This window comes from Steroidobacter flavus, from assembly GCF_042651805.1.
Classification (GTDB): Bacteria; Pseudomonadota; Gammaproteobacteria; order Steroidobacterales; family Steroidobacteraceae; genus Steroidobacter; species Steroidobacter flavus.
Genome location: NZ_JBHSDU010000003.1, coordinates 2,811,840 through 2,837,026, shown reverse-complemented (window position 1 = coordinate 2,837,026; position 25,187 = coordinate 2,811,840). Strand labels below are relative to the sequence as shown.

General features: G+C 61.9%; 17 protein-coding genes. 3 read left to right on the top strand and 14 right to left on the bottom strand.

Annotation, left to right across the window (positions count from 1 at the left end):
• Positions 1 to 32: 32 nt before the first annotated feature.
• Positions 33 to 680, top strand: coding sequence for a YbhB/YbcL family Raf kinase inhibitor-like protein (locus ACFPN2_RS17970; protein ID WP_380598947.1), 648 nt, complete (start codon positions 33 to 35; stop codon positions 678 to 680).
• A 3-nt stretch (positions 681 to 683) separates the two neighbouring features.
• Here the strand turns inward: ACFPN2_RS17970 and ACFPN2_RS17965 are convergent, their stop codons facing one another.
• The 3 genes from ACFPN2_RS17965 to ACFPN2_RS17955 all read right to left on the bottom strand — a co-directional run bounded on the left by ACFPN2_RS17965 (position 684) and on the right by ACFPN2_RS17955 (position 3,563).
• Complete coding sequence (locus tag ACFPN2_RS17965) at positions 684 to 1,157, bottom strand: FKBP-type peptidyl-prolyl cis-trans isomerase (protein ID WP_380598945.1); 474 nt, start codon at positions 1,155 to 1,157, stop codon at positions 684 to 686.
• 34 nt (positions 1,158 to 1,191) lie between these two features.
• Positions 1,192 to 3,147 (bottom strand): molecular chaperone HtpG, encoded by a 1,956-nt coding sequence (htpG, locus tag ACFPN2_RS17960; RefSeq protein WP_380598943.1) that lies wholly within the window; start codon positions 3,145 to 3,147, stop codon positions 1,192 to 1,194.
• A gap of 185 nt (positions 3,148 to 3,332) precedes the next feature.
• Positions 3,333 to 3,563, bottom strand: a complete 231-nt coding sequence (locus ACFPN2_RS17955; protein WP_380598941.1) for a hypothetical protein — start codon at positions 3,561 to 3,563, stop codon at positions 3,333 to 3,335.
• 210 nt (positions 3,564 to 3,773) lie between these two features.
• Here ACFPN2_RS17955 and ACFPN2_RS17950 point away from each other — a divergent pair, with 210 nt between their 5' ends.
• Positions 3,774 to 4,796: a nucleotide-binding protein gene (locus ACFPN2_RS17950; protein WP_380598939.1), complete on the top strand. Its 1,023-nt coding sequence runs from the start codon at positions 3,774 to 3,776 to the stop codon at positions 4,794 to 4,796.
• A gap of 24 nt (positions 4,797 to 4,820) precedes the next feature.
• Here the strand turns inward: ACFPN2_RS17950 and ACFPN2_RS17945 are convergent, their stop codons facing one another.
• The 7 genes from ACFPN2_RS17945 to ACFPN2_RS17915 all read right to left on the bottom strand — a co-directional run bounded on the left by ACFPN2_RS17945 (position 4,821) and on the right by ACFPN2_RS17915 (position 14,191).
• Positions 4,821 to 5,087, bottom strand: a complete 267-nt coding sequence (locus ACFPN2_RS17945) for a hypothetical protein (RefSeq protein ID WP_380598937.1) — start codon at positions 5,085 to 5,087, stop codon at positions 4,821 to 4,823.
• A gap of 287 nt (positions 5,088 to 5,374) precedes the next feature.
• Entirely contained in the window at positions 5,375 to 6,076 is a 702-nt protein-coding gene (locus ACFPN2_RS17940; protein WP_380598935.1) for a DUF6901 family protein, read from the bottom strand.
• Complete coding sequence (gene ppnN / locus ACFPN2_RS17935; RefSeq protein ID WP_380598933.1) at positions 6,073 to 7,491, bottom strand: nucleotide 5'-monophosphate nucleosidase PpnN; 1,419 nt, start codon at positions 7,489 to 7,491, stop codon at positions 6,073 to 6,075. The genes ACFPN2_RS17940 and ppnN overlap by 4 nt, the downstream gene beginning before the upstream one ends.
• A 13-nt stretch (positions 7,492 to 7,504) precedes the next feature.
• Positions 7,505 to 7,975 (bottom strand): L,D-transpeptidase family protein, encoded by a 471-nt coding sequence (locus ACFPN2_RS17930; protein ID WP_380598931.1) that lies wholly within the window; start codon positions 7,973 to 7,975, stop codon positions 7,505 to 7,507.
• 237 nt (positions 7,976 to 8,212) lie between these two features.
• Positions 8,213 to 8,566 carry a hypothetical protein gene (locus tag ACFPN2_RS17925; protein ID WP_380598929.1) on the bottom strand — a complete coding sequence of 118 codons (354 nt, stop codon included), beginning with the start codon at positions 8,564 to 8,566 and terminating at the stop codon, positions 8,213 to 8,215.
• A gap of 26 nt (positions 8,567 to 8,592) precedes the next feature.
• The gene (locus ACFPN2_RS17920; RefSeq protein ID WP_380598927.1) at positions 8,593 to 10,776 is read right to left on the bottom strand and encodes a LysM peptidoglycan-binding domain-containing protein; all 2,184 of its coding nucleotides are present in this window, start codon (positions 10,774 to 10,776) and stop codon (positions 8,593 to 8,595) included.
• A 340-nt stretch (positions 10,777 to 11,116) separates the two neighbouring features.
• Positions 11,117 to 14,191: a TonB-dependent receptor gene (locus tag ACFPN2_RS17915; protein ID WP_380598925.1), complete on the bottom strand. Its 3,075-nt coding sequence runs from the start codon at positions 14,189 to 14,191 to the stop codon at positions 11,117 to 11,119.
• Between the two features lie 462 nt (positions 14,192 to 14,653).
• On the opposite strand from ACFPN2_RS17915, the gene ACFPN2_RS17910 reads away from it, so the two are divergent.
• On the top strand, positions 14,654 to 16,999 hold the full coding sequence (locus tag ACFPN2_RS17910; protein ID WP_380598923.1) for a glycoside hydrolase family 3 N-terminal domain-containing protein: 2,346 nt from the start codon (positions 14,654 to 14,656) through the stop codon (positions 16,997 to 16,999).
• Positions 17,000 to 17,101: 102 nt separating this feature from the next.
• Here the strand turns inward: ACFPN2_RS17910 and ACFPN2_RS17905 are convergent, their stop codons facing one another.
• The 4 genes from ACFPN2_RS17905 to ACFPN2_RS17890 are packed head-to-tail and all read right to left on the bottom strand — an operon-like array spanning position 17,102 to position 25,183.
• On the bottom strand, positions 17,102 to 19,804 hold the full coding sequence (locus tag ACFPN2_RS17905; protein WP_380598921.1) for a glycoside hydrolase family 3 protein: 2,703 nt from the start codon (positions 19,802 to 19,804) through the stop codon (positions 17,102 to 17,104).
• A 2-nt stretch (positions 19,805 to 19,806) separates the two neighbouring features.
• Positions 19,807 to 21,054 carry a D-mannonate dehydratase ManD gene (gene manD / locus ACFPN2_RS17900; RefSeq protein WP_380598919.1) on the bottom strand — a complete coding sequence of 416 codons (1,248 nt, stop codon included), beginning with the start codon at positions 21,052 to 21,054 and terminating at the stop codon, positions 19,807 to 19,809.
• Positions 21,054 to 22,979 carry a sialate O-acetylesterase gene (locus ACFPN2_RS17895; protein ID WP_380598917.1) on the bottom strand — a complete coding sequence of 642 codons (1,926 nt, stop codon included), beginning with the start codon at positions 22,977 to 22,979 and terminating at the stop codon, positions 21,054 to 21,056. Before ACFPN2_RS17895 ends, manD begins: the two co-directional genes overlap by 1 nt.
• 17 nt (positions 22,980 to 22,996) lie before the next feature.
• The gene (locus ACFPN2_RS17890; RefSeq protein WP_380600167.1) at positions 22,997 to 25,183 is read right to left on the bottom strand and encodes an alpha-glucuronidase family glycosyl hydrolase; all 2,187 of its coding nucleotides are present in this window, start codon (positions 25,181 to 25,183) and stop codon (positions 22,997 to 22,999) included.
• Positions 25,184 to 25,187 lie beyond the last annotated feature (4 nt).

Below are 25,187 nucleotides of genomic sequence, written 5' to 3'. Positions count from 1 at the left end.
ATTTCTTTAGATCCCGACCTTGCGAGACTGTCATGAAGCTCACGTCCTCCAGCTTCCAGCACGATCAGCCCATCCCGGAGAAGTTCGCGTTCGGCGCGCCGGACCCTGTGCTGCACATCCGCCTCACGGATAACCACAACCCGCAGTTGCAGTGGAGCGATGCGCCCGCGCAGACGCGCAGTTTCGCGCTGATCTGCGTCGATCCGGACGTCCCGACGAAGCCCGACGACGTGAACAAGGAAGGCCGCAGCGTGCCGGCCAGCCTGCCACGCACCGATTTCTATCACTGGGTGATGGTCGATATCCCGTCGCAGACTACGGAAATCAAAGCCAGTGAATGCTCCAAGGGCATCGTCGCCGGCGGCAAGAAAGAGCTCGGCGGCCCGACCGGCTCACGCCAGGGCGTGAACGATTACACCGGCTGGTTTGCCGGCGACGCCGACATGAAAGGCACGTACAAAGGTTACGACGGCCCGTGCCCGCCGTGGAACGACGACATCGTGCATCACTACAACTTCACGGTGTATGCGCTCGATTGCGCGAAAGCCCCGGTGGACGGCGATTTCACCGGTCCCCAGGTATTGCAGGCAATTCGCCCGCACATCCTCGCGCAGGCGACCTTGACCGGCACTTACTCGAACAATCCCAAGTTCAACAAGCCCAAGCCGTTGGACAAGTAACGGCTATTCGATCGCCAGCAATTCGATATCGAACAACAAGGTCGCGTTAGGCGGAATCTCACCGTTGCCCGCGCCCGTTGCTCCGTAGCCGAGCTCCGCCGGAATCACCAGCTGACGCTGACCGCCGGGCTGCATGCCCTGCACACCCTCGTCCCAGCCTTTGATCACGCTGCCCGCGCCGATGACGAAACGAAACGGCCGGCCACTCCGGCGCGAGCTGTCGAACTGCTTGCCCTTGTGATCCGCCGCGTTCGGGTTGTACAGCCAGCCGGTGTAATGCACGACCGCTTGCTGTCCGGCTGAAATTCCCTCGCCCGATCCTTTGACGATATCGATCTTCTGCAGCTCGGTGATCGGCGGCGCGTCCGCCGCCGGTGCATCCACCGGGCGGCGGGCCGTGCTGGGAACATCGTTGCTACACGCCGCCGCGAGCAGAGCCGCGGCGACGCACACCAGAACCAAGGATGTTGAGCGCATAGTTTTCATGCGCCCAATCATACTCGGGAGCGAATCAAGCCGTCTTCATCAGCAAGCGGTTCAACCGCTGCACGAACGCTGCGGGCTCGGGCAACTGACCGCCGTCAGCCAGGGTCGCCTGCTCGAACAACAACATCGACAAGTCGTTGAACTCCGCATCCTCGCTCGTCTTCTCGATCCGCTGGAGCAACGGATGATTCGGGTTCACTTCCAGCGTGGGCTTGCTGGCCGGTGCCTTCTGCCCGGCGGCTTCCATGATCCGACGCATCTGCGCGCCCATATCGTACTGACCGAGCACCAGGCACGCCGGCGAATCGGACAAGCGCGCAGTGACGCGCACTTCGCTGACCTGATCGGTGAGCGCCTTCTTCATGCGCTCGACCAGCTCGGTGTGCCCCTTCGACAGCTCCTCCTGCGCCTTCTTTTCGTCTTCGGATTGAATGGCCGCGAAATCCAGCTCGCCGCGCGCCACGTTCTTCAGCTGCTTGCCGTCGAACTCACGCAGGTGATCGACCAGCCATTCGTCGACGCGATCCGACAACAGCAAGACTTCGATGCCCTTCTTCCGCAGCACTTCCAGATGCGGGCTCGACTTCGCGGCGCCAAAGCTGTCGGCGATGACGTAGTAGATCTCTTTCTGACCTTCCTTCATGCGGCCGACGTATTCCTCGAGCGACACGTCCGCTTCGGGCTTGTCCGCCAGCGTGCTCGAGAAGCGCAGCAGCTTGGCGATGCGCTCGCGATTGGTGTGATCCTCGGCCGGACCTTCCTTCATCACGGTGCCGAATTCTTTCCAGAACGTCGCGTACTTCTCCGGCTCGTCCTTCGCCATCTTCGCCAGCATGTCGAGCACGCGGCGCGCGAGACCGGTCTTCATAGTCTCGATCGCGGGATCCTGCTGAAGCATCTCGCGCGAAATATTGAGCGGCAGATCGGCCGAATCGACCACGCCTTTGACGAAGCGCAGATACAGCGGCAGGAACTGCTCGGCGTCATCCATGATGAATACGCGACGCACGTACAACTTCAAACCGCGAGCGCCTTCGCGATGCCACAGGTCATACGGCGCACGCGACGGGATATACAGCAGGCTGGTGTATTCCTTCTTGCCTTCGACCTTGCCGTGCGACCACGCCAGTGGATCGGTGAAGTCGTGCGTGACGTGACGATAGAACTCTTTGTATTCCTCATCCTTCAGCTCAGTGCGTGGACGGGCCCAGAGCGCTTGCGCCGCGTTGACTGTTTCGAACTCGGGCTTCGCGTCTTCCGGCTTGACCTCGGCGACGACGGAATCGTCTTTCTTCTCCTCGTCTTCTGCTTTGTAAGGCGCGGGCTTCGGCATGCGCACGGGGAACGCGATGTGGTCGGAATACTTCCGCACCAGGGAACGAATTCGATATTGGTCGGCGAACTCGTGATCGCCTTCCTTCAGATGCAACACGATGCGAGTGCCGCGCTCGGGCAGCTCGACATCCGATACGGTGAACTCGCCATCGGCGGCCGACGTCCAGTGCACGCCCGCGCCCGCTTCGAGACCGGCACGGCGTGAGAACACTTCCACTTTCTCGGCGACGATGAACGATGAATAGAAACCGACGCCGAACTGACCGATCAGCTGCGCGTCTTTCTTCTGATCGCCGCTGAGCTGGGCGAGGAAATCGGAGGTGCCGGACTTGGCGATGGTGCCCAGGTGCTCGATGGCTTCCTGACGGCTCATGCCGATGCCGTTGTCGACGATGGTGACGGTGTGCGCCTTGTTGTCGGCGTCGATGGTGATCGCCAGGTCGCTACCGCCGGCCAGCAGCTCGGGCTTCGCGAGTGCTTCGAAGCGCAGCTTGTCGAGCGCGTCGGAAGCGTTGGAGATCAGCTCGCGAAGAAAGATTTCCTTGTGACTGTACAGCGAATGGATCATCAGCTTCAGCAGCTGCTTGACCTCCGCTTGAAAACCCAACGTCTGCGTCTGCGTCTCGTGCGTGCCCGTGTCGTTCATGTAGTGCTCTCCATAAGTTCGCGTCGCGCATCGGCCAGCAAAACCTGATGCGGTGATAGGCCGGTCCGGGAGGCCGGCCATGATAGATGGACGCGTGGGCTTATGGGGACCCCACGCCGCGAGTTCAAGGCGGAGGTCCGAGCATTCTCCCCGATATATTTTTCGGGGAGATGCTGAAGAGCGGTTTAGCGGGGTTCGGCCAGGGCCGCGCGACGGCGGCGCCAATAATCATAGAGCGAGGCGGACAGCATCAGCCCGATCGCGGCCAGGGTGACCTGAGGGGCCAGCAGCAGCGCGAATCCAGTGAGCGCGAACAAAGCGAAGGCCAGCAGGAAACCGAGAATCTTCGGCGCCAGGTGCCGGGCGGCACCCAGGGAATCGTCAAGGTTGTCCCACCACAGCAGCAGGAATTCCATAGGGGTCCTCAAAGTTGATCGGTGACGACTCTAACGGCGGCCAATTGGGGTCGGTGTGAGCCGACTCACAGCACGGGCACACACGGCCGGTGATGATCGTCACAACTCTGAGCTTGCGGCGTTGCGAAACGCTGCGTAGGCTGATTCACGACAGAAGCTGACTCAATTTGACAGTCGATTGTTAAGGTAAAAACCGCGGCGTCGGCGAGCATGCAAAAGATCGTCGTTCTAAATCCCAAGGGCGGGTCCGGCAAGACCACGATAGCGACCAATCTGGCCAGCTATTTCGCGGTCGAGAAGCTGCGCCCGACGCTCATGGACATGGACGCCCAAGGCTCCAGCACGCACTGGCTCAGCAAGCGCACCCAGGAGCAAGCGCTGATCCACGGCATCGCCGCTTACGAACGTAATACCGGATTGACCCGCAGCTTCGCCACTCGTCTGCCTCTGGATACACAGCGCCTCGTGGTGGATACACCGGCAGCGGTCGAGCCGCAGAAATTGCCCGACATCACTCGTAACGCCACCGCCGTGCTGGTCCCGGTCCTTCCTTCGGACATCGACATTCACGCCGCGGCTAAATGCATATCCAATCTGCTGCTGATTGCCAAGCTCCGTCGCGACGAGCAGCGCATCGCCGTGATCGCCAATCGCGTGAAGAAGCAGACGCTGATCTACAAGTCGTTGATGAAGTTTCTGGAGAACCTGCAGATTCCAGTCATCGCGACGTTGCGAGACTCGCAGGCTTACATTCGCTCGGCGGAGATCGGTCTCGGCGTGTTCGAGATGAAACCGAATTCGGTGCGCGAGGATCTGGAGCAATGGTTGCCGCTGGTCGGCTGGCTCGCGCAACGCAAGCCGTTGCATATCGAGCCGGGCACGCCGGCGATTACTTCGGCACTCACCTCGTCACCGATGACAGCCACCACTTCGCTCGAATCGATCATGCCGCCCGTGGCGGCCTCCAAACCGTCGCTTGCTCAGACGCCGCAGGTAACGGCCGCGACACCTACGCTCGCTCGAGCCCTTGCTGCCGCTCCGGCACCGGTGCGGCCGAAGCCTGCTCTTCCTGTATCTCCGTCGACGCCTCAACCTCAGTTGAGCCCCGCCGCGGTCGTGAACGCGATTGCCAGTCCGGCCAGCGCCCTGGCGCCTCGCGTCGGCAGCAAGTCGGACAAGATCGAGCGCTCCGAATCGCTACTCCCTTCACTGCTTCGCCGCGTCTTCCGCTGAAGCAGGTCTCGTTGAAGAACAGCTTTATTTGCCGCTCTTCGTATCCTTGTCCCAATTGCTCTTCACCTTGTCGGTCCAGCTCTTGTAGTTGGACCAGGTGTGCAACGAGCGCGTGATGGCGGCGTGACGCGAGTTGCTCGCCGCCGGCTGCGCACGATCGAGCCAGTTGGCTCGCTGCGGCTCACGCGGCGTGTTGGAAGCGCGAACGATCGCACCCGCGCTCTCACCCACCCAGGCGCGGTGCCGGCCCGTAGCGGTCATCTCATCGAGTTTCGGTTCAGTCGTGGTCATATGTGATCTCCTGTTGCGAGCGACGTTACGGAGCACACACCACACACAAGAGGAACTACATCACAGCGTTCGAGCGACGTCTCCAGAGTGCGACAGCCATCGCAAGGGAAGCGCTACTGACAGTCGTGTCACGTCACAAAGCGAGGCTTTTTCGCGCTGTATTTAACCGGCCGTTATTGATTATTGGAGTAGTTGCGAGGAGTCGCGCGCAACGCACACACATGAACGCGCACGTTCATGTTCGCGAGTGGAAAAAGTTCCGACACTCAGCGCAGATAACAAACGTTTCACTTCGCTGCGAGCAACGCAGCGAACGCCGGTTTGATCTCGTCAAGAATGTCGTGGATCGCAGCGGGCACCAGACTGCTGAACACATCGAGCAGCACGACTGCATTCACGATCGCATCTTGCCGACTCGCCGCGCGCAGACGCGTCGCCATGCCTCGATTCACCGAGTGCACGCCGCGATACACGCGCTCGAGATCGTTGAGCGCGAGATCCGCCGAACCGCCTTCGCGCGCAGCGTAGTGCTGAGCGAGCAGATACATCGACGCAACTCGATACGCCGTTTCCGATTCGCTCGAGAACGGCAGATGAAAACGCGCCATGGGGCGAAACACCGCGGTGCGCGGACAACCGCTCGACGCCATGATCAAGCCCATCAGCGAAGCGAGCGCTTGCTGTGCAGCCAAGGTCGCAACGACCTGGCGCTCTTCACTCTCCACGGAAACCTTCACCTTGTCGTAGGAAACGATGTCGGTGAAGCCGTCGATCACGCCCGAGAGCTGCAAGGCCGCAGGACAATGCGGCGTGTCGGCGGCATTGAACGGACAGCCCGTGCATTGATTGAAAGCGAGCGCGGTCCATGCCGGCGGTTGCGGCACATCCGGCGGAGACAGCTCCGCCGTGTCGCGATCCATCTCCAGCTCGAAAACTCGCTCCTGGGAATCGGGTAAGGTGAAACGGTAAGTCAGTGCAACCTTGCTCATGCGACCAGCCGATAACAGGGCTTGTACTCGCCCGCGATCTTCATGCGTTTCTGCCGCACGAAGGCCGACAGCAGATCGTCGAGCAGCGTCATCACTTCCTTGTCGCCGTGCAGTTCGAACGGCCCGTGCTCTTCGATGGCGTGAATGCCATTCTCCTTCACGTTGCCCGCGACGATGCCGGAGAACGCGCGACGCAAGTTGGCAGCCATCAAATGCGCCGGCAGATCCCGACGCAGCTCGAGACGCGCCATCGCTTCGTGCGTGGGCTCGAAGGGCCGCTGGAAGTCCTCGGGGATCTTCAGCAACCAGTTGTAGTTGTACGCGTCGCTCTTGGTGCGCCGATATTCACGCACCGATTCGATGCCCTTGTACACCTCGCGCGCCGCCTGCGGCGGATCGCCGATGATGATCTTGTAGCGGCTGCGCGCAGCTTCGCCCAACGTCGCGCCGATGAAATGATCGATCTGGCCGAAGTACTCGGCGGCCGACGGCGGACCGGTGAAGACCACCGGCAACGGCTGATCAGCATTGGCCGGATCGAGCAGGATGCCGAGCAGATACAGAATTTCCTCGGCGGTGCCGGCGCCGCCCGGGAACACGATGATGGCGTGCGCGCAGCGAACGAACGCTTCGAGACGCTTCTCGATGTCCGGCATGATGACCAGCTGATTGACGATCGGATTCGGCGGCTCGGCGGCGATGATGCCCGGCTCGGTCATGCCGATATAACGACCCTCGCGAATACGCTGCTTGGAGTGACCGATGGTCGCGCCCTTCATCGGGCCCTTCATCGCACCCGGACCGCAGCCCGTGCACACGCTCAGCGCCCGCAGACCGAGCTCGTAGCCGACCCGCTTGGTGTAGTCGTACTCGGCCGTGCCGATCGAATGGCCGCCCCAGCACACGACCAGATCGGGCCGGCCCTTGTAGTCCAGAATCCGCGCGTTGCGCAGGATGTGATAGACGGCGTTGGTGATGCTGACCGGATCGTTCAGATCGAAGCGATCGCTGCCGAGAATGGCGTCGTGGATATAGACGATGTCGCGCAGGACCGAGAACAGATGTTCCTTGATGCCGCGGATCATCGAGCCGTCGACGAAGGCGCTCGCCGGCGCGTTCTTCACTTCGAGCTTGATGCCCCAGGCCTGACGGCCGAGCTTGATCTCGAAGTCCTTGTAGCGATCGAAGATGGCGCGGACGTCGTCGGACTCCAGGCCCGAACTGAGCACCGCCAGCGCGCAGCGGCGGAACAGCTCGTAGACGCCGCTCTGTTTCGAGCTGAGCAGCTGCTGGACTTCACGCTGCGATAGATTTTCCAGGCTGCCTAGCGGCGAGACTCTGGCGTCGACCACTCCTTCGGGTTCAGCCTGGGTTACCGAGGCCGAGGCGCGTCCATCGTTGGACTGCGCCTTCATCTTGAACTCTCTTTCACGGCAGGATCTCTATAGGCGTGTCGGGCGGCGTCATCAACCAGATTTCCACCATGTCCGAATTCGACACGGCGATGCAGCCCTCGGTCCAGTCGACATTTGCGTAGTAGTCGCGCGACTTCTTCGGAGTGTTGGGCTGACCGTGGATCATGATCGAGCCGCCCGGGCGCAGGCCCTGGGCGCGGGCGCGCTTCATGTCCTGCTCGTTCGGATAGTCGACCTGGATGGACAGGAAATATTCGCTGTTCGGGTTCCGGCGCGTCAGGCGATAGGTGCCCTCGGGCGTGCGGAAGTCGCCCTCGAACTGCTTGTGACCTTCCGGCCGCAGCCCGAGCGCAATCTTGAAGGTCCGGAGCGCGGCGCCGTTGCTCATCAGGAACAGCTTACGCTCGGCTTTCCGGACGATGATCTTGTCCGCCAGGGGCAACGCCGCTTCGACGCTGGAGGACACCAGCGCGGAGGACTGCAATGGCGTTTCCGCCCGCAGCGGGGCGGCGGAAAGAAGAACCAACGAAGCGGTGACTAGGGCAGCAATGTTTCGCGGCATAAGGGTGGCGATGGTCAACGCTGAGGGATTATAGCGTGGCTTTGTCTTATGTCGGCTCACAGGCCGTACCATTGAGTCTGTAGGGCATCGTCCATGTGAATCTTGGCGACACGGGTGGGAAAAACCGTGAAGTGGGTCACCGATGCCGCCGGTTCGGTGCTAGTCGACCGATTCGAGGGTCACTCCGGTGCATTCCCGCAGCGCCGGGCCGGTTTCGGCCCGCAGCCGGTATTTCCGGCCGCCAAACACTTCCACGTCCAGAGCATGGCGCGAGCCGCCCTTGGTCTCGGCGATCCGGCAGTCGACCAGCAGGCTGTGCTTGCCTTCCAGGACCTCCACCGAAGTCTGGGTGACGCCGATATCGTGACCGTCGACCTGGCGCAGGATCACGGTGACTGGCGAGCCGGCGGTGACGACCGGATCGCCCGTGATGCGGGCGACTTCGTCTTTGTCGCGCTTCGGCCCGTCGTACAGCTGCACGCTCATGCAGCCGCCGGCCAGGACCGCGGTCATCGCAAGCAAACTGAGTCTGACTGACTTCAAGCCGATGGCTCCGACACACCCGTGGCTTCGACCAACGGAATCACCAAACGTGCCCCGGGCTGCAACGAGCCGAGGTCCAGATCCGGGTTGTACTGGCGCAGCAGCCAGATGGGAATGTTGTAGCGCTGCTGAGCCAGCACCCACACAGACTCGCCGCGCTTGATCACGTGCTCGCTGGTGCCCTGGATACGGAACTGCGTAAAGAACGCTTCCTGCAGGGCACGGTGATATTCGGTGCGACGCGCCTCGAACTGATCGGGCGTGACCTTGGAGAAGTTCAGCTTCACTTTGCGGCCGATGACCACCGGGGTGGCGATGGACATGCGGTTCAGCTGGCGCAGCTGACTGGCACGCACATCGAGCCATTCAGCGTAGTGACCGATCGTTTCAGCGGCCTGCACGATCACGGCGTTGTCCTTGACGGTGTAATCGGCCGGATCCGCCGATGAGGCGGCCTGCGTACCAGGCACCAGCGCCGGGCCGATTTCTTCGGCTTCACGCTCCGACGCCGGCTCGACCGATTCCGCTTCGGCCGGCGGCTCGCTGACGGCAGCGATGGTCTCGACCGGCACTTCAGCTTCCACCGGCGGCTTGGCACGCGCCGAGGCGACCAACGCCAGCACCTGGCCTTCATAGATGAACTGGCGATTGCGGATGTTGTTCAGCTCCATCAGCTGGTCTTCGGACAGACCGTGCTTCTTCGCGATCTTGCCGATCGTGTCGCCACGACGGACCACATAACTCTCTTTGCCAACCACACCAGTTGGCGGCGTCGGCTTCGCGACCGGAGCAGCCGGCGGCGGCGGTTCCTTCGGAGCGGCCGCAACGGTCGCCGCCGGACGAGTGCCCTTCGACGGCAGCTCCAACACCTGACCGACGCGCAAGCGATACGGACGATTCAGATCGTTCAGCTCGGCCAGCGCCTGCTGACTCACGCCGTAGCGACCCGCGATGACCGACAGCGTCTCGCCGCTCTCGACGCGATGCTGAGATTCGGCAACCGCCACTTCGACCGTCTCCGCGCCGCCGCCCGCGTTCAACTTGGCCATCACACTCGTCAGATCGATATGCGACGGCACGCGGAACTCATAACCCTTCGGCACATTGCGTGCGCCCTTCCAGACCGTGTTCAGCAGCGCCGGGTTCAGACGGCGCAGATCTTCCCGATCCACGTCGAGGGCGGTCGCGATGCGGCTGGCCGGAATCGGTTGCGGCAGCTTCAGCACCAGGCTGCTATCCGCAGCGTTACGACGGATGCCGGGGAAGAACTTCTCCGGGTTCTGATCGATTTCCAGCGCGGCCAGGAACGCGAGATAGAAGTTGCGCGAAGCAAAGCCGAACGAGCGGCTTTCGTACTTGCGCACGATGGTGGCGATGTCGCTGGTGCCCAGCTGCTCCTGGGCGCGCTTCATGCCGCCAGGACCGTGGTTGTAAGCGGTCAGCGCCAGCGGCCAGCTGCCGAGCACGATGTAGTTCTGTTCAAGAAAGCGCGCGGCCGCTTCGGTCGAGCGATAAGGATCGAGGCGTTCGTCGACCACGGCGTCGATGCGCAGGAAGCGACGACCGGTGCTACGCATGAACTGCCACATGCCGGCGGCGCCCACCTTGGAATAGGCGTACGTGTTGAACGACGACTCGACGTGCGGCAACGAAGCCAGCTCGCGCGGCAGGCCCATCTTTCCGAACGTATCGGCGATGTGCTCGCGCCACGCACCCGAGCGCACCAGACCTTCGCGGAAGCGATCGGCCTGACCCAGCTGGAAACGCACTTCTTCGGACGCCTGCTCGAACCGCGAGCGACGCGTGTTCTTCGGCCACAGCGCCTGAACGCGCAGCTCCTCCTCGCTCAGATCGTCTGCACCGCTCGCGAGACGGTCCAGGATGTGCGCGTACTTTTTCTTCGCGTCCTCGATGCGCTTGGTGCGAGTCTTGGGCGCGATGTCCGAAGGGAACTGCAGCTTTTCGTAGACGACGCTCAGATCCTCAGGATCGTGCAGCAGCCCGCCTTCGGTCGTGACCTCGGTGTAGATCTTGCGCCAGAACGCGATATCCGGCTCCAGCTCGGCCGGTCGCACAAAGTGCTTGCTGGTGCTCGAGTCTGCGCGGACCGGCATGGCCAGCGCCATGGCCAACGATGTGAGCAACAACAGCAGGGTGAGGCGATACGAGGTCGTCTTCATGAATCCAACGGGCAAACGGGGAAGCTAGGCGGGCAAGACTATGTAAAACCTTGGCGCTTGCACAGCGGTGCAGTTCGCAAATTGCGACAGGTGCGGCCCTAAGCCATTCCCTGATTTGAAACGACCGATCGGACTCCCTGTCACGACGGCCGTGGACACATCCTCGTGTCCATTCGACTCGTTTCGCTGGCTGGTTTTCTCTTGGTCGCGTTGCGGGAATAAAAAAACGGCAGGAGCGTTGCGTTCTCCTGCCGTCAAAGTCGTCGACGGGGTCACCACCGGGGGTAAACGACAGCGCCCCCGTCGACGTCTCTCGACCGGTGTCAGTTCTGGACTGCCATCAGAACTTGCCGCGCAAGCCCACGATCACGGTGCGGCCGGGCTCATATTGAGTGAAGGTCGCGTTCTCGAACTGGAAGTACTGGCGCTGTTCCTCGTCCGTCAGATTGATCACATCCACGGTGAGCTGCGGAATGGCGTCGGACCAGCCGAACATCGTTGCGAAGTCGAAGCTCGACGAGAAATCGAACTGCTTGTAGTCGTCGTTGAACAGCGCGGCAGCAGCGATGCCGTTCTGATTCAAGCCCGACGCCTGCGAGCCCTTCTGATACGTCCCCGACACGCGTGCGCTGACGCCGTGATTCTCGTAGTAGAGGGTTGCGTTGTATGTTTCCGGAGCGACACCGACCGCCACCGCCGGCACCTGCCCTCCGGCCTTCTGATCGACGCTGGTGTAGTTCGCCGTGAAGCCGAGACCTTCCAGACCCAGATCCGCCAGCAGGAAGTCGAGCGGCTGCACCCAGTTCAGCTCCAGGCCCTTCACCGTGAGACGGCCGTCCGCGTTCACCTGCTGATTCAGCACGACCGTGGCCGCGTTCGGACCGCCGCGCGCGTTGATCGCGTTTTGCTGATCGCGGGTGAGGCTGTCGAACGTCACGCCGTAGAACGCGAGATCGGTGAACGGCACGGTGCGCGAGCCGAGCACGGTGAAGCCATCGATGCCTTTTCGGAAAGCCGTGGCGCTGACGTAACCTTCGCGGCCGGTGTAGAACTCCACGCCGACATCGATGTTGTCCGAGAGGAACGGCTTCAGATCCGGATTGCCCACGGTGCCCACATCGGCCGACGGCGTGCTGAAGCCCAGGCCGGGCAACATGTCGTTGGGATTCGCGCGAGTCATCGACCGCGATCCCGCGAGACGCACAACGAGATTGTCAGTGACGTTGAGTGCGAGATTGCCGGCCGGCAACCAGTTCTCGTAGCTGCGCTCGGTCTCGACGAAGTTCACGACGTTCGGATAGCGCGAGCCGTCCGCCGTCAAAGCGCCACCCACGAGCGAGTTGCGAGGATCGCTGATGGAGACGCGGCCGCCGACCGTCTGATCGGTCGTGACATAGCGCACACCCACGTTGTAACGCAGGCGCTGCTCGCCGATGTCGAGATCGCCGTTGAGCTCGGTGAAGAAGCCCGTGCTCTGTTCGCGAATCAAACCGCCGTTGGCACCGGTGTTGGACGAGCCCGCCTCCGGCGAAGCGTTGTGGAACGCCGCGTACTGCGAATCGCGCGCGAACGCATCCCAATTGGCCGTGATGAAACCCGGGCCCGGACGCAGATAGTTCGCAAGCGACGCCTGCGGAATCAACGAGCCTTGATAAACCAGCGCGGGGAAGCCCACGGACGCACCGGTGCCCAAGCCTGGATACGTCGGATAGCCCGCCGGCGCCGCGCCCGGTGCGTTCAATCCCTGGCAAGCAGGCTGAGTATTCGGTGCCTGCAAGAAAACATTCGGATTGTTACCGCAGGCCGCGTTCTGCCAGGCCTGACTGTTATCGAAGGCGCGAATCCGACGTTCGACGTCGTCATAGGCGCCGCCGACGCTGACACTGAGCTTGCTGTCGCCCCACGTCAGGCTGGCGCGCGTGCCTTTCGTTTCGGTCTCGCGCTCCTCGTCCTGCATGTTCACGCGACCGCCGGTCCAGCCGAAGTTGGCGGGATTGTTCAGATCGAGAGTGCTGGCGATGTTTGGAATGCCGCCATTGTTGGTGTAGTTCACCGTCATGCCGGAGTTCGCCGGCGTGCTGACCAGGAACGTCGGCGACTCGCGGTGGAATTCGCTGTGCGTGTAGTCGGCCTGCCAGTTCAAGCTCAGCTTGTCGGTGAGCTGCCATTCGAAGCCCGGATTGGCACCGTAGAACTCCGTGTCTTCGATGAACGGGCGGTACTCGAGGAAGGCCTGCGCGTTCGCGAAGGTGGCGCTGGTCACGACGCAACCTTGCGAGCAGTCGGAGCGATCCACTTGCATGTTCAGCGGAATCATCGCGCCGTTGCGACCGACCAGGTTCATGTCGATACGCTCCAGATCGTTTTCTTTCTTGCCGTACATCGTGTCGACGTAGGCATGAAAGTCGTCGGTGGGGCGGAATTCGAAACTGGCGATGGCGTTGTAACGATCGCGGTCGCCTTCGATGACCGCCGGACGGCCCAGCCGGGGAATGATGGCGTTATCGATTTGTTGAATCGTGAGGCCCGGGTTGTTGGCGAGCAGGAATGCTTGATCGATGGTCGCGTTCGGTGTGAGCCCGTTGCCGGCATTGCTGGGCACGGTGCCCGGAATCGTGAAATTACCGCCGCCCGTGGTGTTACACGTGCCGCTGCACTGACTGGCCGTGAGATTGGGGTTGGTCCAGCCGATCGTTTCGAAGCCCGTGGTTTTCACCTTGTTGTGAACGCCGGCCACGCCGACCAGCACGCCAAAGCTCCCCCAGGTATTGCTCGCGACGACCGAGCCGCGGCTGCCCATCGAATCCGCATTGCTGTTATCGACGCCCTGGAGCGAATAAGCGATGTGCCCGCCCTCTTTATCGAAAGGACGCGCACTGCGCATGTTCACGGTACCGGCGGCGCCGCCTTCGAGCATCGCGGCGGTCGGTGTCTTGCTCACGGTCAGCTGTGAAAACAATTCGGTTGGAAACAAATCCAGATCGACTTCGCGATTCGTGCTCTGCGCATCGGTACGACCGGTGGAAGCTACCGCGACCGGCGCGCCATTGAGCAATACCTTCGTGAAGTTCGTGCCGAGACCGCGGATCGCGATGTTCAGGCCTTCGCCCGAGGTCTCACGGCTGATGGTGATGCCGGGAATGCGATTGAACGACTCGGCAATGTTTGTATCCGGAAACTTGCCGATATCCTCGGCAAAAATAGCGTCGAGGAACCCGACCGCATCGCGCTTGGCGCTGGTGGAATTCTCCAGGCTCTGACGATAGCCGGTGACCACCACCTCTTCGAGCGCGTTGTCGTTGTTCGCAGCCGTCTCCTGAGCTTGCGCAAGCTGCGCCTGGCTCAGTACGGCAGCGATGCAAATGCTCAGGGCTCTACTGCGGGCGAGCCCCGCGTCCAGTTTGCGAATACTCACAATCCCTCCCGGTCACGAACGTTATGAATCGCGTTGACATCGGCAAAAAGGGAGGGAATCCGCGGCCTGGGCGGCTATGACAAACAAAGAGCCGAGGCGTAAGCATCGTTCTCTCTCCCCCAACAATCGATCTTTATCTTGGCCATCCACTCAGTCGGCAGTGGCGATTTGATGATAGCGCTCACAATTCGACAAATGCAACCGCCGTCGATGGGACCGAATTCACAATCCCGCCAGGCCGGCATCCAGGCCCGCTGTCGCGCCGGCGCCATCGATAAAAATCGTCTAAAAATCCCGGCGACCGAGAATGATGTCAGCGCGCCACACGGCGGCGGCGGCGCCCGGTGGGAAGAATTCGCAACAGCGGTTGACCCGGCCCGGAGCGTGGGTTAATGATAACGTTATCAATCTAGAACTAAGGGCGCGCCGTTTCGAGCCCGTCCGCCAACCCACGGGGGATCCATGGTGAGTGCATTTCGCCTGGGCGCGAAGTTGAGCGTCGTTATCGCGGCGGTGTTGTTTGCATCCAGCGCGTCGGCGCAGACATATAAAGACCCCGCCGCTCCGGTCGAACAGCGCGTGCAGGACCTGCTCTCGCGCATGACGCTGGAAGAAAAGATCGCGCAGATCACCGCGGTCTGGGCCAGCAAGAATGAACTGCTCGACGCCAAGGGAAACTTCAGTCCAGAGGCCGCCCGGCGGCTGTATCCCGCGGGCATCGGCCATTTCACCCGCCCCAGCGATCGCCAGGGTGTCGGCAGTCCGCTCAAGACCCCGTTTCGTAACGAACGCGAAACCGTCGAGCTGATCAATGCCATCCAGCGCCATGCGGCTCGCAACACGCGGCTGGGCATTCCGGTTTTGTTTCATGAAGAAGGCCTGCATGGCTTTCAGGCGCTCGGCGGAACTTCCTTTCCACAAGCCATCGCGCTGGCCAGCAGTTGGGACCCCGCGCTGCTCGAGCGCGTCTTCACTGTCGTCGGTCGTGAGATTCGCGCCCGCGGCTCGCAATTGGTGCTCGCGCCAGTCGTCGACGTTGCACGCGACCCGCGTTGGGGACGCTTCGAAGAAACCTACGGCGAAGATCCTTATCTCGTGAGCACGATGGGCGTGGCGGCCGTGCATGGCTTCCAGGGCACCACGCTGCCGCTCGCCAAAGATCGAGTGTTCGCCACCCTCAAGCACATGACGGGTCACGGCCAGCCGGAAAGCGGCACCAATGTGGGCCCAGCAAATATTTCTGAGCGCATCCTGCGCGAAGTGTTTTTCCCGCCGTTCCGAGCCGCGGTCGCTGCCAACGCTCAGGCCGTGATGCCTTCCTACAATGAAATCGACGGCGTGCCATCGCATGCCAATCGCTGGCTGCTACAAGACATCCTGTGCGGGGAGATGGGCTTCAAAGGCGCAATCGTCAGCGACTACTTCGCGATCAAAGAGCTCATCGATGTCCATCACATCACGACCGATCCGGTCGACGCCGCCGTGCGTGCGTTGAAAACCGGCGTGTCCTCCGACCTGCCGAACGGCGAGAGCTACGCGCTGCTGCCGAAAGCGCTGGCTGAAGGCCGCATCCAGCAAGCGGATATCGATAGAGCCGTCGCCGACATGCTGCGTCTGAAGTTCCTCGCCGGCTTGTTCGAGCAGCCGTATGCGGACGCCAAGTACGCCGAGAAGATTACCGGCAACGCCGAAGCCCGCGCGCTGGCGCTCGAAGCCGCTCGCAAGACCACCGTTCTGTTGAAGAACGATGGCGTGCTGCCGCTGCGTGCGGATGGGTTGAAAACACTGGCTGTCATCGGTCCCAACGCGGCTCGCGTCGAGCTGGGCGGCTATTCGAACGTTCCCAAGCACGTCGTCACCTTGCTCGACGGCATCAAAGCCAAGCTCGGACAGCGTGTGAACGTCGTGTCGGCCGAGGGCGTTCGCCTCACCGAATCCGGCGATTGGTACACGGATGAGGTCGTCCGCACCAAGCGCGAAGACAATCTCGAGCGGATTAAAGAAGCCGTGAAAGTCGCGCAAGGCGCCGATGCCATCGTGCTCGCGATTGGCGGCAGCAGCGCTTTGCATCGCGAGGCGTGGGCGAAGAATCATCTCGGCGACAGTCTCACCCTCGGCCTCACCGGCGAGCAGAACGAGTTGGCGGAAGCGATGTTTGCTCTCGGCAAGCCCGTCGTCGTCGTGCTGATCAACGGCCAGCCGCTATCGATTCCGGAAGTCGTGGCGAAAGCGAACGGCGTGATCGAAGCCTGGTATGCCGGCCAGGAAGGCGGCACTGCGCTCGCCGACATATTGTTCGGCGACACGAACCCGGGCGGCAAACTGCCCGTCACCGTGGCTCGCGATGTCGGCCAGCTGCCCTACTTCTACAATCAGAAGCCGAGCGCACATCGCGGCTATCACTTCGAGTCGAAGGAACCGTTGTTTCCGTTCGGCTTCGGCTTGTCCTATACGAAGTTCGAGCTCGGCGCACCGCAGCTGTCGAGCGCTCGTATCAATGCCAATGGCAACGTGAAAGTGTCGGTTGACGTGCGTAATACCGGCTCGCGAGCGGGCGACGAAGTCGTGCAGCTGTACGTGCGCGACGTCGCCAGCAACATCACGCGCCCGGTGAAAGAGCTCAAGGCATTCCGTCGCGTCTCACTGCAACCGGGCGCGTCGACCACCGTGGAATTTACTTTGGCCAAGGAGGCTTTTGCCTACTGGAACCAGGAGATGAAGTACATGATCGAGCCCGGCGAATTCACCATCATGACCGGTCCCAATTCGGTCGATCTCAAGTCCGCGACCTTGACCATCGGCGACTGACTCGACGATGGTCCTAGAGAGCACCGACGCTGCCACCAGCACCAGCAAACCTTCTGCCGGTGTTCCTGATGGCTGCCACTGCCTATTTGTTAGCGCTGGGAATTATTCAGCTGTTGGCGCCGAGGCTCGAACCGGCGCGGCTGTAGCCACTTCAAACGTCTGTCGAGCGCGAATGTCCGCGCTCGACGCGCCGACCTGCACTTCGTACTTGCCGGCTTCAACCGCGTAGCGATCTGCGTTCACGTCATAGTGACGCAGATCGTTAGCAGCCTTGAGCGTGAAGCTGACGTTGCCCACCTCGCCCGGCTTCAGCGCCACTCGCTTCACGCCGCGCAGATCCTTGTTGGCCCACTGCTGCTTGGAATCCTTCGGCGCGACGTACAGCTGAACGACTTCCTCACCCGCCCGCTGGCCCACATTCTTCACCGTGAGCGACGCCTGGATCGTTCCATCCGGCGCGACATTGGCGCGATCCAACTTCAGGTTCGAATATTCGAAGCGCGTATACGAGAGCCCGTGCCCGAACGGATACAACGGCTGCCCCGTGAAGTATCGATACGTTCGGCCTTGCATGGCGTAATCATCGAACGCCGGCAGCTTCTCATTCTCTTTGTAGAACGTGACCGGCAGACGACCCGACGGATTCACATTCCCAAACAACACATCCGCCACCGCGTTACCGCCGCGCTGACCGGGATACCACGCCATCAAGATCGCAGGCAGCCGCTGCTGAGCCCAATCGACGGCGAGTGCTGAGCCACCCGTGAGCACCAGCGCAACAGGTTTGCCGGTGGCCTGCAGCGCCTCGAGCAACTTGCGCTGGCTTCCAGGCAAGCGCAGATCGGTGCGATCGCCGCCCGCGAAGCCCGGATAGCTCACCTTCATTTCTTCGCCTTCGACGTCGCCGGTGAGACCGCCGACGAACACTACCGCGTCGGCGCCGCGAGCAGCCTCCATCGCTTCCTCGAAGGGCGCCTTCGCGCCGGGGCGCTGCCAGCTCAAGCGCACTTCGGCGTCACGAATGTCTTCGAAGTACTCGAGCTTGATTCGATAGGCCCGGCCCGCTTCGAGATCCACACTGGCGCTGTGACTCTTCACCCGCTCATTGAGATCCCAGCCGTCGACGACCAGGCGATCGTCGATATACAAACGCACGCCGTCATTCGCGCCCACGACCAGCTCATACTTGCCCGATGTCGGTGGCAACAACTGACCGGTCCAGCGAACGCTGAAGTCATCGCCGGCCAACGCCTGCGCGTTCGACAACTCACCTCGCGCGGCCAGATCGTCTGTCGGCGCACCTCGATCCCAACGGAATGCGATTCGCGAGTCGATGCGAGTCATCACCGGCGCGCCGGCAAAGTCGCGGCCACGGAAGTACTCGCCCTTGAGCCCCTGCTCTTTCGAGTTCGCGTCGGGACGCAGGAAGTTCGATTCGATCAGCGGCACCGCACGCGGCTCTTCGCGACCTTCGACCAGATCCACGCCCCGCGAGTAGACCACCTTGGTCTGCTTGCCCACCGCATCGCGAATGCCCTGCAGGATCGTTACCGGTGCCGCGGGGGTGCCGTAGTAATTGCCGAGCAGTGACATGACTTCATCCGCGGTCGGGCCGATCACTGCGAGCGTCTTGATATCGCGCGAGAGCGGCAACATGCCCTCGTTCTTCAGCATCACGATGGACGACTGCGCCGCGCGTCGAGCCAACTCATCGTGCTCCGGCGATTGATTGACCGAGTACGGAATCTGCGCCCAGCGAACGCGTTCCGGCGGATCGAACATGCCGAGCTGGAAGCGCGTGAGCATGAGTCGGCGCACCGCCGCGTCGATCTCCGCTTCGCTCACCAGCTTTTGCTTCACGGCCGGGACGAGCGCGTCGTAAGTCTTGCCGCAATCCAGATCGCAGCCGTAACGCACGCCGAGCGCCGCGGCTTCGGGCGCCGTGCCAACGATCTTGTGATGTTTGAAAATGTCCTCGATGGAGTCGCAGTCCGACACGACGTAACCATCGAAGCCCCAGTCTTTGCGAAGGATCTGCTGTAACAGTCGCGGACTGGCGGACGCCGACTCGCCATAGACGCGGTTGTACGCGCCCATTACCGATGCGACATTGCCTTCCTGTACCAGCGCCTGGAATGCCGGCAGATAGGTTTCATACAGATCGCGCTCGCTCGGATGAACATCGAAGTGGTGACGATCCGCTTCGGGGCCGCTGTGAACGGCGAAGTGCTTGGCGGTGGCGTCAACCTTGCGGTACTTTGGATCGTCGCCCTGCAAGCCCTTGACGAACGCGACACCCATGCGCGAGGTGAGCCAGGGATCTTCGCCGTAAGTTTCCTGGCCGCGCCCCCAGCGAGGATCGCGAAAGATATTGATGTTCGGCGACCAGAACGTCAGGCCTTGATAGCGCTTGCGCAAGCCGCGACGTTCGAACTCATGATGTTTGGCTCGCGCTTCATCGCTGATGGCGGTCGCGATCTCAAACATCATCTTGTCGTCGAAGGTGGCAGCAAGCCCAATGGCCTGCGGAAACACCGTCGCCGCACCGGCCCGAGCGACACCGTGCAACGCTTCGTTCCACCATTCGTACTCGGGCACATCGAGTCGTGGAATGGCCGGAGCATTGTTGCCCAGCTGCGCGACCTTCTCTTCCAAGGTCATGCGCGAGACCAGGTCGGCCGCGCGGTCCTCGAACGATTTGTTCAGGTCCTTGTATATGGGCTGTTCCGCGAACGCCGGCAGCGAGAGCCACGCCGCCGCAACGGCGATAGCGAGTTTCGTCGACCCTGACTTGGTGTAGCGCATAGTTACCAATCCCACATGGAGCCGTCTTCCAGACGAGCGATAGGTAGTTGTTTGGGCGAATAGGGATATTTAGCCGCGAGCTTCTCGTCGATGCTGACGCCGTGGCCCGGCGACTCACCACAATGCAGGCGACCGTCACGGAACTGATAATCGTGAGGAAACACTTCGTCCGTTTCCTTGGCATGATGCATCCACTCCTGAATGCCGAAGTTCGGCACCCAGGTATCGAAATGCAGCGCCGCGCCCATGCAGACCGGCGAGAGATCGGTCGCGCCATGAAAACCGGTGCGCACTTGATAGAGCGATGCGAAGTCCGCCAGCCGACGGACATGCGTGATGCCACCGGCGTGCACGATGGTCGTGCGGATGTAATCGATGAGCTGGTTCTCGATCAGGTGTTTGCAATCCCAAATCGAGTTGAATACCTCGCCGACCGCCAGCGGCGTGACGGAGTGTTGGCGAATGACTTCGAACGCCTTCTGATTCTCCGCGGGCGTCGCGTCCTCCAGCCAGAACAAGCGATACGGCTCGAGACTACGCGCCAGACGCGCCGCTTCGATCGGCGTCATCCGGTGATGGCCATCGTGCAACAGCTCGACATCGTTGCCATGATCGACACGCAACTGTTCGAACAGCTTCGGCACGATCTCCAGATACTTTGGCGTCGACCACAACGTTTCCAGAGGGAGCTGCGTCTCGGCGGGCTCGTAGGCCTTGCCGCCGCTCGCGATTCCGTACGTCTTCGCCAAGCCCGGCACGGCACATTGAGCGCGGACGGCGCGGAAGCCCATCTCGATATATCGACGGACTTCGTCGCTGGTCTCGGCGATGTCACGACCGTTGGCATGCGCGTAAACCAGCGCACCTTCGCGCGAACGACCGCCGAGCATTTGGTAGAGCGGCAAGCCTGCAAGCTTCGCAACAATGTCCCATAGCGCCACGTCGACAGCAGCGATCGCCGTCATCGTCACGGGGCCGCGACGCCAATAGGCGCCGCGATAGAAGAACTGCCAGGTGTCTTCGATACGGCCGGCGTCCTTGCCGATCAAGTTAGGAACAATGTGCTCTTGCAGATACGCGGCCACCGCCAGCTCGCGACCGTTGAGAGTGGCGTCGCCCAGGCCGGTGATGCCCGAGCGCGTCACGATCTTCAACGTGACGAAGTTACGACCCGGACAGGTCACGATCACTTTCGCTTCGACGATCTCGCGATCCCGACTCGAGCCGGCGACGGTCGGCAACTCACTCATCACTTCACCTCAATCTGGAACGGCCCCGCCGGCAGCGGAGCTTCGTCGTATAGCGTGCAAACCGGGCTATCGGCCCAGCAGTAACGGACACGCGTGGCAGAAGTCGCGTTGGCGCTCTTCAGCAGCACGCGCTGTCCTTGCAGCGTCGCTTCGGCGTACTCACAAGTGCCCGGCGCCGCGCCGCATGTTTCGAAACCGATCGGCCGCACGGCGCTGTAGGCCACGAGCTTGCCGGTGATATCTGTGAATTCGACGGCGACGGCGTCGCCATCGCGGCTCGCACTCACTGGCACCGGGCCGGACGGCGGAGCCGTGTCTTTGTACAGCACATGCCGAGCCGCGCGAGCGAGACGGCGGGCCACCTCTTGTTTGTTCGCCGGATGAACGTCAGTGCGCTCGCCCAAATCGACGGCGATGGCGAGCCCCGCGTTCTGATCTTCCTTCACAGCGAGGCGCTGTCCTTCTCGAAGCGCCGCCCAGCCGCTCTCGTTGGGTTGCGACGAGGCAGGCCCGTAGCCCGCCAGTTGCACCACGAAGAACGGCACATTCGCGCCGAACTGAGTGCGCCAATCGGCGAAGAAGCGCGTCAGCAGCGCTTGATACCGATCGCCTTCATCGGTGTTGGACTCGCCCTGATACCAGGCGATGCCGCGCAGACTGAGATTCGACAGCGGCGCGATCATGCCGTTGTGGATCACGCCCAATCCGGCAGTCGCCTCCCAAGGTGCACGCAACGGAAACGCGGCATTGGCAGGCGGTAATCGGTAACGCCATTCCTTATTGAGCACGACATTCGAGCCGTCAGCGAATCGAATCGCACGACTTTCCATCGGGCCCGGCAGCCCGCCGTTCGCGTAAGTATCGAGGATGCTGACGACGACTGAGTTCTCGCCAGCGCGCAGCACATTCGGAGGCAATGGATACGACTTCTCACCGCCAGGACCCGCGGCGCCGACCAGTCGGCCGTTGATCCACACTTGATCGGACTCATCGACCCGCCCCAATGCGAGCGTCGCCTTCTGCGCGGCTTGTGACTTCGTCAAAGTCACATTCGTCCGATACCACAGCATGCCATCGTACTTGGCCAACTCGGGCACGCCCCAGTCTTCCCAGTAGCCGCGCTCTACTGGCGCGGGCTTCCACTCCCCGCTGGGCTTCGCGCTCCAAGGCTGATCCTTCGTGCGCTCGCGGTACCAACCTTCCCAAATGCTTGCCCATTGCGAAGCCGCGGCTATCGGATCTGTGCTCGACTGCGCCAGCGCGTCCAGCGCGCGGTCGTAACCGCCCATGGACCGAAGCGCGGACGCCGTCATCCACGACTGGATCTTCGATCCGCCCCAAGCCGCGGCGATCAAGCCCATCGGAACTTTGTCTTTCTTCTGCAGCTCGCGAGCGAAGTACAAACAAACGGCCGAGAACTCCGGCACGGTCGTTGACGACGCCTTCAACCATTGCACCGGACTGGCGAACCCGTACTGAGGAACCGGATTGTTCGCCAGCGGCACGGTGAGCATGCGAATGGAATCGTTGGTCGAGTTCGCGATCTCGGAACGGGAGTCGAGCGCGCGATGAACTTGCAGGACCATGTTGGATTGGCCAGAGCACAACCACACGTCGCCGATCATCACATCGTCGACGACCTGCTTTTCACCCGACGCCGCGCTAACAGACAGCTGATAGGGCCCGCCCGCACTCATGCTTGGCAGACTCGAGCGCCAGAGCCCCGTCGAATCGGCTTTGGTCTGCGAGCTCGAGTTCGCCAGCGTCACCGTCAGCGACTCACCCGGCGCGGCACGACCCCAAACATTGATGGCCTGCTCTCGTTGCAGGACCACGTGATCCTGAAACAAGTCGTGCAGCAGTGCCGCGTTCGCGCTCGATGCCGCCACCAGCGACAGCATCGCGCCCGGGAGCCACTTCGACATAGAGCGAGCCCTCATGATCAGTGATGTCCAGGCGCGTACGGAAATTCGAGCGACTTGTAGTAATCGAGCGAGTGCTCGGGCGGCGCGAAGCCGGCAGGTAGCGGCCGCTTCGAGAAGGTCTGGAAGTAAGCGATACTGGCATCGCGCCACCACTTCGCTTCGTTCTCTTGAATCTTCAGGAACGCGGCGACCTGCTGGTACCGCTCGGCATCGACGAACGGCGCCAGTCCCTGCCACGTTCCTTCCATCTCGCGCACCGTATCGACGCCCCGCGTGTATCGATACACCAGCTCATCCCAAAGAATCCGACCCGACTGGGTTCGATAATCCCAAGGCACGTGATGGAACCAGAGCAGAAACTGCTCGGGCACGCGCTTCAAATCGCCAAACTGCGCAGCGACTGGCGGCGCGTATTGAGCGACGGCGTTGCTGCCCGTCTTCGTGCGATTGAAGCCGATGCCCTGCGCGTCGGCGCGATGGTAGTAAACAGACGTCCAATCGGCGCGCGGCCCGCCTTCAACCCAAGGGCCCGGCCCGTAGTGATGACCGCGTCCCATCACATGATGCAAACCGAGCGGCGTCATGTAGTCGACGACCGCCTCGTGCGACTTCATCATCATCGCGACCACCGGCTTCACGAACTGCGGGTCGTTCGAGAACGTCATCCGCACCCACTCTTCAGCGATGTCCTTCGACGACAGCATCGGGTTCCACGCGAGTCGACCGAACGCATACCAATTCGCCTGCTCGAACTGCGCGCCGCTCCAGTTGCGATCGGTACCAATATTGGCCACGCCGGCGATGGCGGTGTGCGCGTAATTGTTGACGGAGCCGTCGAGGACCTTCGCCACCGTCGAGCCTTGACGCGGCCGATAAGTATCCGAGCGCAGGACTTCTTCGTAGAACGCTCCGAGATAGACCAGATGGGTGGCGAACCCCAGATATTCCTTGGTGATCTGGAACTCCATGGCCAAGGGCGTCTTCGGCATGGCGCCGAACAGCGGATGGAACGGCTCGCGCGGCTGGAAGTCGATGGCGCCGTTCTTCACTTGCACCAGCACGTTGTCGCGGAACTTGCCGTCGAGCGGCACGAACTCGTCGTAAGCTTGCTTGGCGCGATCGTCCGGCTGCTCGTGCGAATAAACAAACGCGCGCCAGATCACGATGCCGCCGAAGGGCTTCACCGCGTCGGCCAGCATGTTCGCGCCGTCGGCGTGGGTGCGGCCGTAGTCCTGCGGGCCCGGCTGACCTTCCGAGTTTGCTTTGACCAGGAAGCCGCCGAAGTCAGGAATGTATTTGTAGACTTCCGCAGCCTTGTCTTTCCACCACTGCTGCACGCCCGGATCCGCGGGATCGGCGGTCTTCAAGCCACCAATTTCAACGGGCGCACTGAAGCGCGCCGTTAGAAACACTCGGATGCCGTACGGGCGGAACACCTTCGCCAGCGCCGCGGCCTTCTCCAGGTACGGCGCCGTCAGACTGGTCGCGTTGGCGTTGACGTTGGTGAGCACCGTCGCGTTGATACCGATCGACGCGTTGGCCCGCGCGTAATCGGTGTAACGCGGGTCGAGATAGTCAGGCAGCTTGTGCCAGTCCCAGAGCGAAAAGCCCGAATAGCCGCGCTCGACGGTGCGATCCAGATTGTCCCAATGATTCAGCATGCGCAGCTGAATGCGCGAGGACTCGGTGACGTTGAGATTCCCCAAGGGCTGCTGAGTCTGTAACAGACGCAGGAAATGAAACACGCCGTACAGCACCCCCACGTCGTCGTTGGCGGCAATCACGACGACGGTTTGGTCATCGACCCGTCGATGACGAATCACATAGCCCTGCGCCGCCAGCCCCTTCAAGCCCACATCGAGCCTGGCAATCTGCGGGTTGGATTGCGGCGTGCCTACGATCAAACCAGACGCCGACACGCGCTCCACGGAAGCCGGTCGTTGCGACAGCAAGCCATTCAACCCACGCAACAATTCGTCTTTGGCCGCCACCAGGGTCGGCGACGGGGTCGGCATCACCAGCTGGGACGTGGCCGGTGCATAAAGAGCGCGCTGTTCGGCAGGCAATGGGTGATAACGCAGCCAAAGCTCATAACCGTCTTCGGCCGCCGCGGACTGCATGAAAAGCGCCGCGCACAGCGCCAAAAGAGACAAAGTCGATCGAAACAAAGGCGCGCACCCGCCACCCAGCGATCGGGCCATCAGTTCC

Bases quoted from the DNA above. Each gene is read 5' to 3' on its own strand.
- ACFPN2_RS17905 (WP_380598921.1), bottom strand. From the start codon at position 19,804: ATGCGCTACACCAAGTCAGGGTCGACGAAACTCGCTATCGCCGTTGCG.
- ACFPN2_RS17955 (WP_380598941.1), bottom strand. From the start codon at position 3,563: ATGGAATTCCTGCTGCTGTGGTGGGACAACCTTGACGATTCCCTGGGT.
- ACFPN2_RS17920 (WP_380598927.1), bottom strand. From the start codon at position 10,776: ATGAAGACGACCTCGTATCGCCTCACCCTGCTGTTGTTGCTCACATCG.
- htpG (WP_380598943.1), bottom strand. From the start codon at position 3,147: ATGAACGACACGGGCACGCACGAGACGCAGACGCAGACGTTGGGTTTT.
- ACFPN2_RS17940 (WP_380598935.1), bottom strand. From the start codon at position 6,076: ATGAGCAAGGTTGCACTGACTTACCGTTTCACCTTACCCGATTCCCAG.
- ppnN (WP_380598933.1), bottom strand. From the start codon at position 7,491: ATGAAGGCGCAGTCCAACGATGGACGCGCCTCGGCCTCGGTAACCCAG.
- ACFPN2_RS17925 (WP_380598929.1), bottom strand. From the start codon at position 8,566: ATGACCGCGGTCCTGGCCGGCGGCTGCATGAGCGTGCAGCTGTACGAC.
- ACFPN2_RS17965 (WP_380598945.1), bottom strand. From the start codon at position 1,157: ATGCGCTCAACATCCTTGGTTCTGGTGTGCGTCGCCGCGGCTCTGCTC.
- ACFPN2_RS17950 (WP_380598939.1), top strand. From the start codon at position 3,774: ATGCAAAAGATCGTCGTTCTAAATCCCAAGGGCGGGTCCGGCAAGACC.
- ACFPN2_RS17910 (WP_380598923.1), top strand. From the start codon at position 14,654: ATGGTGAGTGCATTTCGCCTGGGCGCGAAGTTGAGCGTCGTTATCGCG.
- ACFPN2_RS17970 (WP_380598947.1), top strand. From the start codon at position 33: ATGAAGCTCACGTCCTCCAGCTTCCAGCACGATCAGCCCATCCCGGAG.
- ACFPN2_RS17945 (WP_380598937.1), bottom strand. From the start codon at position 5,087: ATGACCACGACTGAACCGAAACTCGATGAGATGACCGCTACGGGCCGG.
- manD (WP_380598919.1), bottom strand. From the start codon at position 21,054: ATGAGTGAGTTGCCGACCGTCGCCGGCTCGAGTCGGGATCGCGAGATC.
- ACFPN2_RS17895 (WP_380598917.1), bottom strand. From the start codon at position 22,979: ATGTCGAAGTGGCTCCCGGGCGCGATGCTGTCGCTGGTGGCGGCATCG.